We start from the raw sequence: 15,267 nt of genomic DNA on the forward strand, positions 1-15,267 counted from the left end.
ACGTACCGCCATCAGAAGGACCTGTGATCACGTTGCCGTCCACCCACGCTTCCGCCCTCGCGCACCCACCTCTTGTCTCCGGCGGGAATCCCCTGTGGGGGCACAGCCTTGAGTTCCTGCGAGACCCGCTCACGTTGCTCCTGCGCGGGCATCGCGAACACGGCTCGATCTTCCGGATCCGCCTCGATGGCCGGTGCACGGTAGTCCTGCTGGACGCCGACCTCAATCGGCTGGTTTTCACCGAGACCGGCCGGCGGCTTTCCATCCGCACCGCTTATCCGTGGCTGGTGCGCATGTTCGACCCCCGGTTCTTCTTCTTCGCCCCCGAAGAGGAGTATCAGCTGCAACGTCAGGTCGTGCTGCCGCGCTTCCAGAGCCGTGAGCTGGACGGCTACATCGAGGTCATGGAGACCGAGACCGAACGGTTCCTGGGAAGCCTGGGTGACGAAGGCGAGATCGACCTGACCTCCGCACTGGCGCCCCTGGTGGTACGGATAGCCGCAGGCGCTTTTCTCGGCCCTGATGCGGCGGACGAGACCGCGGGCTTGTTCCGGGATCTGCGCAGGTTCTCCGACGGTACGGACGCGATCACGCCTGGCTGGCTACCACTTCCGCATCTGGTGCGCAGCCGCCGCGCGGGACGACGGCTACGCGCCATGATCCTGCAGCTGGCACAGCGACGGCGTGCCGAGCCGACGGCCGCGTCCGACTTCTTGCAGTACCTCGCGAGCGCCAGCTACCCCGACGGCGCGCCCGTTCCCGACCACGTACGGGTCAACCTGGTCCTGCTGCTGCTGTGGGCCGGTCACGAGACCACCACGGGCCAGCTCGCCTGGTCACTGATCGATCTGGCACGCCATCCAGAAGAACTGCGGCGAGTCCGACAGGAACATCACGGCCTCACCAACCGGCTGACCGCGACCGGCATCAACCGCCTGCAACATCTCAACCGGTGCCTGCACGAAAGCGAACGGCTGCACCCGGTCTCCTACGTCATGGCACGCATCGCACAGGCGCCCCTCGACATCGAGGGCTGGCATATCAGACCCGGCAGCCGGGTGATGGTGTCGCCGGCGGCCTTTCACCGCCTGCCGGAAACCTTCCCCGACCCGGACCGGTACCGCCCCGACCGGTTCACCGATCGCTCCGCCGCGCAACAGCTCATCGGTTTCGGCGGCGGCATGCACCGATGTCTGGGCGTCCGGTTCGCCTACCTGGAGATGGCGGTCATCGTCACCCGCCTCCTGCAGCGCTACGACCTCGAACTCCTCGATCCTGACCCTCAGCCCGTGCGGGGCAGTTCCACTAAATGGCCACAACCCACCCGCGTCCGTTACCGGCGAACTCCTGAATAGGTTGTCACTCCTCATGCCAAGCAGCACTCCTCCGGGCGGCGTCATCATCGCGGGCGCATCACGAGGCATCGGAGCCGCCTGCGCCGTCAGCCTGGCCCAGGCCGGTCACCCGGTCGCTCTGTGGGCGCGGTCCGACACCACCGCGTTGGCCGCTTCCATCACCCGCGACCACGGCGTCGCCGCCGTGCCCGTGCCCGTGGACATCACCCGACGACACTCCCTTCCCGCCGCACTCGACCAGTCCCGCCAGGGAATGGGGACCATCGCAGGCGTGGTGCTGGCGGCCGGCCTGGTACGGGTGGAGACCATCGGCGATCTCGATGAGCAGCGCTGGGACACCGTGCTGGACGTCAACCTGCGAGCCATGGCATTGCTCGTCCAGGAACTCGCCGATGACCTGCGCAAGAACCGCAACTCCTCCGTTGTCGCCATCTCCTCCATCGAAGGGCTCGTCGGCAGCGCACTGATGCCCGCCTACTGCTCCGCCAAGGCAGGAATCCTCGGACTCACCCGATCCCTCACGCACCTGTTCGCCCAAGACGGCATCAGAGTCAACGCGATCTGCCCCGGCTTCATCGACACCAAAATGCTGCGCGACAACGTTCCCGCCGAGGTCATCGAAGTAGTCCCCGGCAAGATCCCCCTCGGCAGGATCGGCCGCCCGGAAGAGGTCGCGTCAGTTGTCCGCTTCCTGATGAGCGACGAGGCCTCCTACGTCACCGGAGCCACGATCGTCGTCGACGGCGGCCTCACAGCCGTAGGTCTGTGACGCCCCGCAGTGCACCACGACAAAGGACGAACGAGCATGGGAAGACTCGAGGGAAAAGTGGCCCTCATCACCGGCGGCGCTCGCGGCATCGGTGAAGCACACGTACGTCGCTTCACCGCCGAGGGCGCGCGCGTCATCCTCGGCGACATCCGCGACGAACAAGGTGCCGCACTCGCCTCCGCCACGGGAGCCACCTACGTGCATCTGGACGTGGCGAACGCCCACGACTGGGCTCACGCGATCGACGTCACGCTGAACACCCATGGCACGCTCAACGTCCTGGTGAACAACGCAGGCGTCCTCCAGCACCGTTCGATCAGCGACATGACAGAGGCCGACCTGCGCCACATTCTCGACATCAACCTGGTCGGCCACTGGCTCGGCATCAAAGCCGTGATCGAGCCGATGAAAGCCGCCGGCGGCGGATCCATCATCAACACCTCCTCCACCGAGGGCTACGCCGGAGCGGCCGGACGATCCGCCTACAGCGCCTCCAAGTTCGCCATCCGCGGCATCACCAAAGCCGCCGCCCAAGAACTCGGCCGCTTCGGCATCCGCGCCAACAGCCTCCACCCTGGCGCCATCGTCACTCCGCTGACCACAGATCCCGAGCTCACCGCCGACGTCGGCCTCGACATCGATGGCTTCATCGCCTCTCTTCCCCTGGCACGGTGGGGACAGCCGGAAGACGTCGCCGGCGCCGCCATCTTCCTGGCCTCCGACGAATCCGCCTACTGCACCGGAACCGAGATCCTCGTCGACGGCGGCATGCTGTCAGGCCCCGGTTGCTGAGCGCTGTGCGCCTGCCGAAAACTACGTCCATGCAGTTCAAGCTGCATGTGAGTACTCGTGGATAACTCAGCCGAGCCGGTCTCTTCGGCGTATGCTCAGGTCGGTGATTCGCGTCGGATAGCTGTTCGGCGCAAATCATCCCTCGGCGTGTCGGCGGCGCTGGACTGCCGGTCACGCTGCGCGAGGCGTTCGCCCTGGCCCCCGACCTCGGTGTCGCGCGGGCGGTCGTGCTGTGTACGTATCGCGTTGACGCCTACGGTCAAGTGCGGGTCGGCTGCGCGCTCGCCAGACGCCTTGAGCGGCGCTCCCTCGACGTGGGACGTCGATGCGGCGACCGTGTTCATCGACATCGGTGACAACGTGATGATCAACCAGAAAGGCGCCGCCAACGACCTGCTTGGGGGCATGCGATAAAGCGTCCAGGTGTTGGAGCACGCTGACCGCCATCTGTACGTAGTGCCAGCCTGCGCTGGGGACGGTCTTCGGCGTGGCGCTACCTGTGATGATTGAATTAGGATGTCAGTCGTGCTCGGTGCGTGCTCGTACGCCCCGACATGCGCCGTCAGGACGCGGCACTGCCTGACATGCAAAATGTGTGAAGACGGCACGAACCACCACCAGGCGGCACCGCGCGGCACTAAAGGATCTTGCTTCTAATCCGATGGCCGCAGTGCTCGCAACTCCGATGTCTGCGCCTTCGAGACGAGTCGAGACGAAGCTTGATCTAGTCTTTACGTTCGATCGCGTTGGCGGCTAACACTTGATTTATCGAAAGCAGCGCGTTGCCAATGATTTGCTGAACATGTACAGAATGCCTTGTCTCGCACCTCGGTAGGGCTCACACATGAATTCTGGGGACTTCGACTGTCCAATCCGATGGTCGCGCCGTTCGAATACTGCTCTGTATGTCTTAGGGAACCTTCCTGACCTGCGGTGATGTGCGCACGAGCCATGGGAATAACATGGGGTTCAAGGGCTGATGTGCTCGGCCCACGTGGTGGACGCCCGCTCGGGCGCCGGATCAAGACCTACCTGTTTGAGGATCTCCCATACTGTGGACGGTGCCGCCTTGACGCCCAGCGTGGTGAGCTCTCCGTGAGCCCCAGCCGGGGTTCTCCCGGACCAGGCGCAGAATGAGGGCGCGGATGGAGCGGACCCTGGGGTGGGCGCCCGGGTCGCTTCGGCCGGCAGGTACGGACATGGCGCCGTCGCATCAGATCGCGGTGTCGGCGCAGGACCGTGTCCGGCCGGACGAGGAGCCGCAGCCGGCGTAGGACCTCGCGGGGCAGCGAGGTCAAGAAAGCGGCAAGGAGGGCCCGGTCCTCGGGCGCGAATTTCACTCTGGTGTAAGCGCCGAGCTGGCGTTCAAGGATGGCGATCTGGTGACGCAGGACGAGAATTTCCACGTCCTTGTCCCGATCACTCGTGGGCAGCAGCCGAAGCGCGGCGAAGGCGTTCGTGACGGTCAGGTAGGCCAGACGAAGAAGCACAGCGGATCATCCTGCCGTACGCGCTTTCGTCTACTGGGTGACCGGAGCTCGCGTACGCCATGCGAAGCCTTCACGGGGTTATGACCTGGGCGGATGTAGTTATCGGCAGGCGCAGTGCGCTGCGTGTGCAACGCGCACGACAGGCGTCCCTGTTGGTTCGCGGTGTGCTCGTCATTGAAGAGGTCGCCAATGACGAGGCGAACGACCATGGCCACCTCGCTGAACAGTTTGCGATGCCAGGCCAGCAACGTGGCCGGCGTCATCGGGAAGATCGTCCGCCATTGACGGCGGGGTATCAGGTGCGAGAGCGTCGCGAACCACAGGCGGTCGGTTGGTTCGTAGCGCACCCGTGGAACCTGATGGCGTAGGACCGCGTTCTGATGTCGAAGCGCCAGCAGTTCCGCCTCCTTGGAGGTGTTCCTTCGTAGCAGCAGCGCGGCAAAGACAACAGATGTCGGGTGACGGCGTACACCGTAGACAAGATCACCGAGAACTGCCTACGACGCCTCGTCACGTACCTACCTCTTCCAGACTTCCGTCAGCTTATGTAGCCGACTGTCCGGAATTTGCTGGGCAACTCAGCCGCGGGGCGATCATGCGAACGCTAATCGCGGATCCGGGTCAGAGCAGTCGCTGAGTCACGGATCACCAGTTCGGGTTCGGGGTCGGTGATGACACCGCCTGCGCTTGGCCGCCCCGCGATCAGGTCGTAGAGCGCCTCGACGCCGGCCCGGCCGAGTTGGTACATGGGCATCCGGACTGCGGTGACAGCCGGGCGCAGGTGTTGCATCAGGTCGACGTCGTGGATGCCGACCACCGACAGTTGGTCGGGGATGGTGATGCCGAGGTCGCGTGCGGCGGCCAGGACCCCGACCGCGCTCATGATGTTGTTGACGACGATGGCGGTCGGCGCGGTTGCCGCCTGCATGGCCTGCCGGAGCCCGTCGGCGCCGGCCTGCTCACCGAACCCGGTGGCCAGGTGCGGAGCCGGTGTCAGGCCGGCGGCGTCCATCGCCTGCTGGTAGCCCAGGTAGCGCTGCTGGGAAAGGTATCCCGAACCCCCAACGAAGACGATGTGGCGGTGGCTGAGGTTGACCAGGAACCGCGTCGCGATCTCGCCCGCGCGGCGATCGTCTACGTCGATCCAGGGATGGTCCAGTGCATGTTCCAGGATGAGGATCGGCTTGGGGTGGGAGCGGAGTTCGGCCATCACGTCGTCGTCCAGCAGCCCTTCGCCGCGGATCAGAATGCCATCGACCGTGCCCTGGCTGAGCAGCCGGGTCAGGAACTGGCTGCCGGAGCGCATCGTCTCGGCATCGCCCAGCAGGACCGTCGCGCCGTGCTCCGCCGCCGCCTCGTAGACCCCACGCCGCAGCGCTCCGTAGACCGGGTTGTCGATCTTGTTGAGGATCATCGCGATCATGTCGGTTTGGTTGAGCCGCAGCGAGCGCGCCGTCTGGTTCGGCTGGTAGCCCAATTGCTGCATCGCCCGGAGCACCCGGGTGCGGGTGGATTCCTTCATCCGGGTGTGGCTCGTGCCGTTGACCACCGCCGACACCACGGCGAGCGACACCCCAGCCGCCCGTGCGACGTCACGTTGCGTTGCCATTTTGAAAGCCTCCTCGGTTCTTGACGTAACGTCTCACCATCCCTATTTTGAATTAACGTTACGTCAACAAGGAGTATATATGACATCGACACGTCGCACCGTCCTCCTGCGGTCATCCTGGGCGACGGTGAACATCGGCGACGTGGCTCACTCCCCTGGCGTGGTGCGGGCGTTTCAGCGGTTCGCCCCCGAGGTCGAGGTCATCCTCTGGCCGGTGCGGCTGGAGGAGCGCGAACGATCCATGCTGCGGCACGCGTTTCCCGATCTGCGCGTCGTCGATGGCACTCTCGGTGGGGACGGGCCGAGCACCCCGGAGTTGGCCGCCGCCATCGACGGTGCGGACGTCCTGATGCACGGGTCGGGCGCCGACGCCTTCCAGAGCACCGAGATCGATTGGTGGCGCGAGCACGTGGGCCGCCCGTATGGGTACTTCGGGGTCACCGTGGATCCGCTGTGCCCACCGACCATGGCGACGCTGCCGGAGCTGGTACAGATGGTCGATCTGCTCCCACCGTCCTATCTCGAGGACGACGTCAAGGACCGTTTCGACAGCGCCGACTTCGTGTACTGCCGCGAAACGCTGACCCTGGCCACCCTGCGCGGCCAGAAGATAACCGGGCCCGACCTCGCCTTCGGGCCGGATGGCACGTTCGCGTTCGACCACACTGACGCCGCCGCTGCCGCTCGCCTGCTGGAGGGTTTCGGCCTGCAGCCCGGTCGGTTCGCCTGCTTCGTTCCGCGGCTGCGCTACGCCCCCTATGCGAAGATCTACGGCACGGAGCCGACCCGCGAGCAGATGCGGCGCGACGCGGTCAACCGGGCCACCGTGACACACGACCTGGCGGTGCTGGCGGCGGCGATCGAGACCTGGGTACGCGTCAGCGGCCTGCCGGCCGTCGTGGTGCCCGAGATGAGCTATGCCGTCGAGCTCGCTCACGAGCAGCTTCCCAGCCTGCTCAGTCCACAGACGCTCGGTCAGGTCCGGCTCCTCGACCGGTACTGGCCGCTGGAGGAGGCGACCGGGGTCTACGCCGTCTCGTCGCTGGTGGTCAGCATGGAGTGTCATTCGCCGATCCTGGCCGCACGACATGCGATCCCGACCGTTTACCTTCGGCAGCCGACCGAGACCACGAAATCTCAGATGTTCGCCGACCTCGGCGCCCCAGACCTGGTGATCGAGCTCGACCATCGTGCCGCGGCGACGGTCGTCGCGGCGGTCACCGACATCGCCACCGACCCGGCGCCCGCGATCGCCCGGAGCAGGAGGGTCGCGGCCAATGCCGACGACCGGCTGCGGACGGCGGTGCAAGCCTGCGTCGCGGGCCGGCCCATCGGCCTGCCTGCACCAGTGGAGACCGGCGATGCGTAGCCTGCGCGACCGCTGGCGGCGCGACCGGGTCCTGCTGCTGCTGGCGCTTCCCGGGGTCACGGCGCTGCTGCTGTTCCACTACCTGCCGCTCGGCGGGAACATCATCGCGTTCCAGGACTTCCAGCCGTTCCTCGGAATCTGGCACAGCCCGTACGTCGGGCTGGACAACTTCGAGCCGGTGCTCACCGGCGACCCGGTGTTCCTCAACGCACTCGTCAACACACTGATCATCACGCTGATCCAGGTGGTCTTCGTGTTCCCGCTGCCGATCTGCCTCGCGTTGATCCTGAACGCGACCATCAGCGAACGGCTCAAACGCCTCACCCAGTCGATCCTCTACATGCCGCACTTCCTGTCCTGGGTCATCGTGGTCGCCCTGTTCCAGCAGATGTTCGGCAACGGCGGGATGCTCAACGCCTGGCTGCGCTCGGCCGACCTGTCCACGTTCCACATCGTCGGCGTACCCGAGTTGTTCAAACTCATGATCACATCACAGGTGATCTGGAAGGACACCGGCTGGTCGACGATCATCTTCCTCGCCGCACTGTCCAGAGTGGATCCGGCGCAGATGGAGGCCGCGGTGGTGGACGGCGCCTCGGCAGCTCGCCGCCTGTGGCACGTGACCCTGCCCTACATCCGCCCGGTGATCGTCCTGCTGCTGATTCTGCGGCTCGGTGACTCGCTGTCCGTCGGGTTCGAGCAGATCATCCTGCAGCAGGCACAGGTCGGTGCCGGTGCCAGCGAAGTACTCGACACATACGTCTACAACCACGGGATCGTCGGCGGCGACTGGGGCACCGCGGCCGCGGTGGGGCTGATCAAAGGCATTGTCGGTGTCGCGCTCGTGCTCGGCGCCAACCGGTTGGCCCACGCCCTGGGCGAGCAGGGGGTGTACGCCAAGTGACGAGCCGACCTATGCCGACTGCGGTGTCCGTGGCGCGCCCCGCCGCGGGCACGGGGCCGCGGCGGCCACGCTCGGGCCGCAGCCAGCGTCCGGTCTGGATGGGCGAGCCCAGCAAGCTGGGGGTCGGTGCGCGGGGACTCGTGCTCGGCCTGGGCTGCCTGGCGGTTTTGGTGCCGTTCTGGGCGGTGCTCATGACCAGCATCGCCTCCCCGGAGGAGGTCAACAGGGCGGGCGGCTTCGTGCTGTGGACGAACGAACCGACGCTGGACTCCTACCGGGCCGTCCTGTCTGGAGGAATCGTCACCCGTGCGCTGCTGGTGAGCGCCGGCATCACCGTGGTCGGCACGGCACTCAGCCTCGTCGCCACGATCGCTCTGGCGTACGCGCTGTCGCGGCCAGCTTCGTTGCTGCAAAAGCCGATCTTGCTGATGACGGTGTTCACCCTGCTGTTCAACCCGGGCATCATCCCGATGTACCTGACGGTCAAACAGCTTGGCCTGCTGGACAACTACCTGGCACTGATCCTGCCGGTGCTGGTGAACGCGTTCAACGTCATCGTCATGCGCGCGTTCTTCCAGGAAATCCCACGCGAGCTGCGGGAAAGCGCCTACATGGACGGTGCCGGGGAGATGCGCATCCTGCTGCGGATCGTCCTGCCACTGTCGAAGGCAGTCGTCGCCGTGATCGGGCTGTTCTACGCAGTGGCGTACTGGAACGCCTTCTTCTCCGCGATGTTGTACCTCCAGTCGTCGGAAAAGTGGCCGCTGCAACTGGTGCTGCGTACCTACGTCGTCAACAACACCCCGATCGGGTCCGACCAGCTCAGCTCGAACCTGGAGAACCTGCCACCACAAATCTCCGTCCAGATGGCGATTCTTGTCATCTCTGTCCTGCCCATCCTGTTCATCTACCCCTTCATCCAGAAGCACTTCGCCAAGGGACTCATGGTCGGCGCCGTCAAGGGCTGACCGGTCGTCCACGCAATGTGGAAAGGAGACGTCGTGGCACCCACCTTCAGCCGCCGCCACGTCCTGGCACTCGGCGCGGCAACTGGGCTGGCCCCGCTGCTCGGGGCCTGCGGCGACGGCAGCCCGAGTTCGCCGAACAGCTCGACCGGGTCGGTCAAGCTGCCCACCTACAAGCCCGTCACCGCGGCCACGCCCGACCTGGCCGCCGAGCCGGCCGGGGTGTCGCCGGGATACTTCACCTACCCGGCCGCCTCCAGCGCCGCATCACAACCGGTGCAGGGCGAAGCCGTCACGGCACTGACGTACACCTACGACCCGATCGCCCCCGCGCTCGGCTCGAACCCCTACTGGCAGAACCTCAACAGCAAACTCGGCACCGAACTGAAGATCACGTACGTCGCCTCGACTGACTACAAGAGCAAGGTCGCCACGACCATTGCCGGTGGCGATCTGCCCGACATCGTGGCTGTCCAGGGCGTTGTCCAGCAGATGCCGGCCATGCTGAAGGCGACATTCACCGACCTCACCGAGTACCTGTCCGGGGACGCGGTCCTCGCCTACCCGAACCTTGCCGCCCTGCCCACCGATGCCTGGCGCGGCACCGTCTACGACCAGCGGATCTGGGGCATCCCCGTGCCGCGGGCACGGATCGGCACCGTGCTGTACACCCGGGCCGACCTGCTGGCCAAGGCAGGACTCAGCCTCCAGCCCAATTCGTGGGCCGAGTTCAAGGAGATGGCGGGCGCGCTGACCGACGAGCGGGCCGGTCGGTGGGCGTTCGGACAGATCCCGTTCAACACGATCCTTGAGATGAACGGGATCACCGGCAACTGGCCCGGCGGCGCCGGCGTCTGGCAGGCCGAAGGTGGCGTCTTCACCCACTCCGGGACGACACCGCAGTTCATGCAGGCCCTCGAGGACACCGTCGAGCTGGTGAAGTCGGGGGTGGTGCATCCCGACCACGCGGGCGCGCCCAACACGAAGCGCAACGGGTGGATGGTGGCCGGCACGACCTCGTTCACCATCGGCGGGTACGCCGGGTGGGGCAAGTTCTACGGCCAGGCGAAAGACGTGCCCGGCTTCCGCCTGACCGGCATGCTCTCGCCCACCCGCGACGGCACAGGGACGCAGGTACGCACGCCCGGCCCGACGCTGTCCAGCTTCACCGCCATCGCCAAGACCGACAACGCCGATCGGATCAAGCAGATCCTCAAGGTCCTCGACTGGTTGTGCTCACCCTTCGGCAGCAGCGAATACCTGGCCCTCCGGTACGGCGTCGAGGGCCAGACGTTCAACCGCAACGGCTCCGACCCGACCCTCACCGAGGGCGGGCGCAGCCAGATATTCCTGCCGGTGCGGTACCTCGCCGAAGCATCGCCCGTCATCTACGAGCCGGGCAACCGCCAGGCCGTACAGGACCAGCACGACCACCAGGTCGCCGGCGTCCCGCTTGCCGTCGCGGACCCGACCCTCGGGCTGTACTCGGAGACCGCCGCCAGCAAGGCTGCCAGCGAGCAGCAGGAACTGGACTCGGTGCTGCTGGAGATCCAGCTGGGGAACAAGCCCGTCTCGGCGTGGCAGCCGGCCATCAAGAAGTTCATGGACCGGGTGGGCAACAAGATCAAGGCCGAGTACGAGGAGCAGGCGGGTGGTTGACGCGATGGACTCGGCTGACGCTCTCACGAGGTTAGGGAGAGGACAGTAATGCGACGGAGCAATTTTCGTTGGTACACGCGTCGTCGGGTCCGTGCGGCGGTCGTGCTGGCTCTGGTGGCGGCGTTTCTGTCGCCGGGCAGTGCCGCCGTCGCCGACATGTCGGATCTCGGCGGGCTGCTCGACCTGACGCGCCCGGGGCTCGGCGCGGTGGCGGCCAAGCTGGCCGCCGGCGATGAAGTGGGCGCCGCGAGCGAGCTCAAGGTGTATTACGCGGGCCGCACCGACGTCCAGTACCCGGCTCCGGCCGAGGGCCTGGGCGGTGGCGACTCGGGCCCCGACGAGCTCGCGGCGGGGATTTTCCGGTTCGGCGCCGAGACTCGCAACTTCTACAACAGCGCCGAGCAGCGGATCGACATCGACTGGCAGGACCCTTGGGGTGGGACGCAGACCACCCCGGGCGGCGCGCAGACTTTGATGAGCGACTTCACGTTCATGCCCAAACTGACATTCGCTTACGTGTCCGAGAGTGACCCGGCAAAGCGTACGGCGTACGCGGCGGCGTGGATGGACATCTCGCTGGACTTCTTCGCCGACAATCAGAGCTGGCCGCAGGGCCGCAACCTGTCGGCAGCCAAGCGGCTCGCCCAGCTGGTCAGCGCGTTTTCCGTGTTCCGGACCGATCCTGGCATCGACGCGAGCGATCTCGTGGCGTACCTGTCCGGCGTGCACTCCACGACGGACTTCCTCGTCGGCGTGATGCAGAAACATGTCGGAAACAACTGGTACATGTCGATGGCCCGCTCCGTCCACGCGGCAGCCGTGTTTCTGCCCGAGTTCTCGTCATCGCCTGGCTGGGAGTGGTTCGCGGTGCGCTCGGCAGAGCGGTTCCTGCGCGCGTACTTGAAGGGCGACGGTGTATACCGCGAGCCGGCGTTCAACTATCAGGCATACGTGGCGGATATGCTCAACTCCGTCATAGCAGTCGCGGATGCCAACGGGCGAACCGTTCCTGATTCGCTCGTCCAGGGGGCGGACTGGATCGCGGATTCGCTGTTCGCGACCCGTCAGCCGAATCTTGAACCCGCGGCGATTGGCGACACGCCGAACAACTACGCGGGTACGTCGGCCATTCGCAGGAGCGGTGTACGCAACTCCTGGCCCGATTTCACCTGGGTCGCCTCCGGCCGAACGGAGGGGACCACCCCGACGCTGTCGTCCACGGTGTTTCCGATCAGCTTCGCGGTTCAGCGTTCCGGGTGGGACGCCGATGCCCGGTACATGCTGATCAACAACCAGAACTCCAGCTACACTGCCTCGCATCGGCATCCGGACGACCTCAGCCTGGTGATGGCGGCGTACGGGCGTCCGCTGATCGTCGACTCCGGGGTGGGGGACTACAGCGCGACTCCGACGAACGACTGGATGCGCCGTACCACCGAGGCGCACAACACCATCGAGGTCGACGGACTCCCGCAGACCGTCGGCGTTCCCCGCACAACGTCGCTGTGGCGCTCGAACGCGGGCCTCGACATCTACCGCGGTGCGGCGATGGGCTACCGGCCGGTCGCGCACGATCGCGCGGTCTACTTCGTCAAGCCCGGCTTCTGGGTGGTCTCCGACGACCTCACCGGTGACACCGCCGCGCACAACTACCGGCAGCTCTGGCACTTCCCCGGTGATCCGGTGACCGTCAATCCGACTACGAAGGTCGCCACGGTCGGGTTCGACACCGTGCCCGGAGCCGCACCCGTTGCCGGCGTGCAGCTCATCCCGGTGGCAACGGCCGGCGCCGCGGTAACCCCCAGGGTCCACGAGAATGGCGCCGTACGCGTCGGCGAGCAGGTACTCACCAACGTCGACTACCTGTCGTACGACTGGTCCTCCACCGGGCCGACGGGGCTGGACACGGTGGTGGTTCCCGGCAAGGCCGGCGCGGCGCCCTCGGTGACGGCGAAGCGGATCGCCATGCCCGGAGTGAGTCACTCCGTGGCGACGGCGATGGAGATCGCCCTGCCGGACGCGACCGGACGCTTCTACCTTTCGCGCGAGGCGACTCCCTCGTCGAGGGCGTTCGGGGCCGCCACGACCAACGCCGAGACCGCCTACCTCGAGCGTGCTTCGGGCGGCGGGCTTACCAGGTACGCGCTGACCAGAGGGTCGTCGCTGATGGACCAAGGCAACACCGTCATCAGCGCATCCGCAGTGGTGTCCGATGTCAGTGTGGAACTGCGCGGCGCGACCGCCCGGATCTCGCTTGGGGACCCGTTCACCGGCACGCTCTCCATCAACGCGCCGAACGCGAATGCGGTGACGGTGAACGACACCCCGGTCACGTTCACCCGCGCGGGCGACCTCATCACCGTGTCGGTCGAGGAACACTTTGCCCCGGCACCCGTGCTCAACGACGAGTTCGACGATGCCGGCCTGGACCGTGACGTCCATGACTTCAACGGATCCTTCGGCGGCTGGGCGCCGGTCCAGGGGACCTGGGCGCTCACCGGCGCACAGCCGGACACGCAGCTGGCACAGACCTCGACTGCGGACATGGTGTCGTTCGCGGCGCTGCAGGACGTACCCGATGACGTGGTCATGGCCGCGGACATCGTTCCCGGGGCACGCGGCCAGACGACGGCCCGTACCGGTCTCGCGTTCCGCTACCACGATTCCCGCAACTACTACCGGGCCGAAGTGCTCAACTCCACGTCGGGAGCGACGCTGCGGCTCGTGAAGATATACAACTCGACGACCGAGGTTCTCGCGGAGACCGCACTGCCGATCGGCGCCAACGTCCCGCACAAGCTGGTCGTATCCGCGATCGGGAGGTATCTGAGCGCCAAAGTCGGCGATACGTCGATCTCCGCGGACGACGGACAACTGCCGACGGGTGGTGCCGCCGCTTTTACGCATCGGCGGGCCGCGACCTTCGACAACATCGTGATCAGGGAAGGGCTCGATCAGGCCAGTTGGCGAGGAATAACAGGATCTGTGTCCGTCGCTTCGGGCAAGTTGCACCTCACGCCGCCTGCCGGTGGCCGGGCGCACGTACTGGCCGACTCGACACTGCCGACGCGCTTCTCCGAGGCGTGCGACTATGCCGTGGAGACCACGGTCACTATCGACGGATCCGTCGGCAACGCAGGACTCTCGCTGCGAGACACCACGGACGCGTACGGGTATCGGATCCACGTCGGCAAGACGAGCAACGGAACCCAGTACGCGAGCATCATCCGCGAGGCTCACGCGTCGGGTCCCGTCACAGTGGCCACGGCATCCATCAGCGACCCGTTGACAGGTCCCGTGCGACTGGGTGCGGCGATTCACGGTGACCGCATCACCGTGACGTTGAACGGCGTTCAGGTCTTGAAGGGTCGCGACACCGTTGTCCGCAGCGGCGGCGTCGGGCTTTACGCATCAACGGCGAGTTCGTTCGAGAACGTCACTGTCGCACAGTCCTGCGGGCGGGAGCGCCTCCGGCCAATTGCTCCTGGCGCCGGCCACCGCCTGAACCACAACGACGGAACTGGCGTATAGCGGCAGAGCATGAGGGTTGGTGGGCCGCCGTACGTATGGGCGGCCCACCAACCCCGTCGCCGGCACGGCAAGGCCTTTCCCACTCAGCCCGATGACGAAGGAGCTGTGCGTTGTTCCCACCATCCGGAGCCTCATCACCGGTGGTCACTGACGCGGCGCACCGTCCGTCGGCCCTGCTGGTCATGCCGTGCGACCTGGCCGATCACGGATACGGATCGGATGAACGCGGACCGCCTGGACCGCCTGGTCCGCTGGGCCGGCTCGGACGCGACGGTCGAGCAGCTCAGCAGGCGACCGGCGCTACTGGCCGACGTCGAGCTGCTCGTCACCCGGTTGGGGCGGCCCCCGCCTCGACCGCACTCTGCTTTCCCACGCGACCAGGCTCCGTGCGGTCTTCTACGGCGGTGGATCGGTGCGGCCGATCGTCACCGACGAGTTCTGGGCGGTCGGCATCCCGATCGTGTCGGCCGCCGCCGCCAACGCGGTGCCAGTCGCCGAGTTCACGTTCGCGCAGGTGACGCTGGCGCTTGAGCACGGCCACCGCTTCGAACGCGCGGTACGCCGGCTCGCCCAGTTCCCATCCGAGCCGGCGGCGCAGCAGCGGCGGATCTTCCGTGAGCAGCAGGAGGAAGCCCGCCCCCTGCTCCGTTACGCCTACGAGCGGGAAGCGACAAGCGACTGGAGTGATCTGCTGCGCCGTCCCCAGGATCCGGAACTCGACCTGAAAGGCGGCGAGGGGCTCCTCGAAGCGGCAACGCCGGAGACGTACCTGGCCGTCAGCCGCTCCAGCCTGCCCTCGGCACGCGCCTAGCTATCAGAGCTTG

At 66.4% G+C, this 15,267-nt stretch carries 12 protein-coding genes; 9 read left to right on the plus strand and 3 right to left on the minus strand.

Features of this window, described 5'->3' with window-relative positions:
* The first annotated feature begins 23 nt into the window (after positions 1-23).
* The 3 genes from ABZS69_RS46305 to ABZS69_RS46315 are packed head-to-tail and all read left to right on the plus strand — an operon-like array spanning position 24 to position 2,916.
* Positions 24-1,355 (plus strand): cytochrome P450, encoded by a 1,332-nt coding sequence (locus ABZS69_RS46305; RefSeq protein ID WP_355384709.1) that lies wholly within the window; start codon positions 24-26, stop codon positions 1,353-1,355.
* Between the two features lie 13 nt (positions 1,356-1,368).
* The gene (locus ABZS69_RS46310; RefSeq protein ID WP_355384712.1) at positions 1,369-2,124 is read left to right on the plus strand and encodes an SDR family oxidoreductase; all 756 of its coding nucleotides are present in this window, start codon (positions 1,369-1,371) and stop codon (positions 2,122-2,124) included.
* Between the two features lie 36 nt (positions 2,125-2,160).
* Complete coding sequence (locus ABZS69_RS46315; RefSeq protein WP_355384941.1) at positions 2,161-2,916, plus strand: glucose 1-dehydrogenase; 756 nt, start codon at positions 2,161-2,163, stop codon at positions 2,914-2,916.
* Between the two features lie 95 nt (positions 2,917-3,011).
* Here the strand turns inward: ABZS69_RS46315 and ABZS69_RS46320 are convergent, their stop codons facing one another.
* From ABZS69_RS46320 to ABZS69_RS46330, 3 genes are all read right to left on the minus strand, one after another.
* Complete coding sequence (locus ABZS69_RS46320) at positions 3,012-3,287, minus strand: hypothetical protein (RefSeq protein ID WP_355384715.1); 276 nt, start codon at positions 3,285-3,287, stop codon at positions 3,012-3,014.
* Positions 3,288-4,381: 1,094 nt separating this feature from the next.
* The gene (locus tag ABZS69_RS46325; RefSeq protein WP_355384718.1) at positions 4,382-4,753 is read right to left on the minus strand and encodes a hypothetical protein; all 372 of its coding nucleotides are present in this window, start codon (positions 4,751-4,753) and stop codon (positions 4,382-4,384) included.
* 257 nt (positions 4,754-5,010) lie between these two features.
* Positions 5,011-5,979, minus strand: a complete 969-nt coding sequence (locus ABZS69_RS46330) for a LacI family DNA-binding transcriptional regulator (protein WP_355384721.1) — start codon at positions 5,977-5,979, stop codon at positions 5,011-5,013.
* Between ABZS69_RS46330 and ABZS69_RS46335 the strand changes: the two genes are divergently transcribed.
* From ABZS69_RS46335 to ABZS69_RS46360, 6 genes are all read left to right on the plus strand, one after another.
* Positions 5,942-7,384 carry a polysaccharide pyruvyl transferase family protein gene (locus ABZS69_RS46335; RefSeq protein WP_355384724.1) on the plus strand — a complete coding sequence of 481 codons (1,443 nt, stop codon included), beginning with the start codon at positions 5,942-5,944 and terminating at the stop codon, positions 7,382-7,384. The two genes, ABZS69_RS46330 and ABZS69_RS46335, sit on opposite strands and share 38 nt — an antisense overlap.
* The gene (locus ABZS69_RS46340; protein WP_347779519.1) at positions 7,377-8,288 is read left to right on the plus strand and encodes an ABC transporter permease subunit; all 912 of its coding nucleotides are present in this window, start codon (positions 7,377-7,379) and stop codon (positions 8,286-8,288) included. Before ABZS69_RS46335 ends, ABZS69_RS46340 begins: the two co-directional genes overlap by 8 nt.
* A 29-nt stretch (positions 8,289-8,317) precedes the next feature.
* Positions 8,318-9,256 (plus strand): carbohydrate ABC transporter permease, encoded by a 939-nt coding sequence (locus ABZS69_RS46345; protein WP_355384728.1) that lies wholly within the window; start codon positions 8,318-8,320, stop codon positions 9,254-9,256.
* Positions 9,257-9,289: 33 nt separating this feature from the next.
* The gene (locus tag ABZS69_RS46350; RefSeq protein ID WP_355384731.1) at positions 9,290-10,912 is read left to right on the plus strand and encodes an extracellular solute-binding protein; all 1,623 of its coding nucleotides are present in this window, start codon (positions 9,290-9,292) and stop codon (positions 10,910-10,912) included.
* Between the two features lie 48 nt (positions 10,913-10,960).
* A complete protein-coding gene (locus tag ABZS69_RS46355; RefSeq protein ID WP_355384734.1) occupies positions 10,961-14,443 on the plus strand; it encodes an alginate lyase family protein in 3,483 nt (1,160 codons plus the stop codon).
* A gap of 412 nt (positions 14,444-14,855) precedes the next feature.
* Complete coding sequence (locus ABZS69_RS46360; RefSeq protein ID WP_355384737.1) at positions 14,856-15,254, plus strand: hypothetical protein; 399 nt, start codon at positions 14,856-14,858, stop codon at positions 15,252-15,254.
* Positions 15,255-15,267 lie beyond the last annotated feature (13 nt).

The sequence above is a fragment of the Nonomuraea sp. NPDC005650 genome, from assembly GCF_040605375.1.
In the GTDB taxonomy this organism is placed as follows: domain Bacteria; phylum Actinomycetota; class Actinomycetes; order Streptosporangiales; family Streptosporangiaceae; genus Nonomuraea.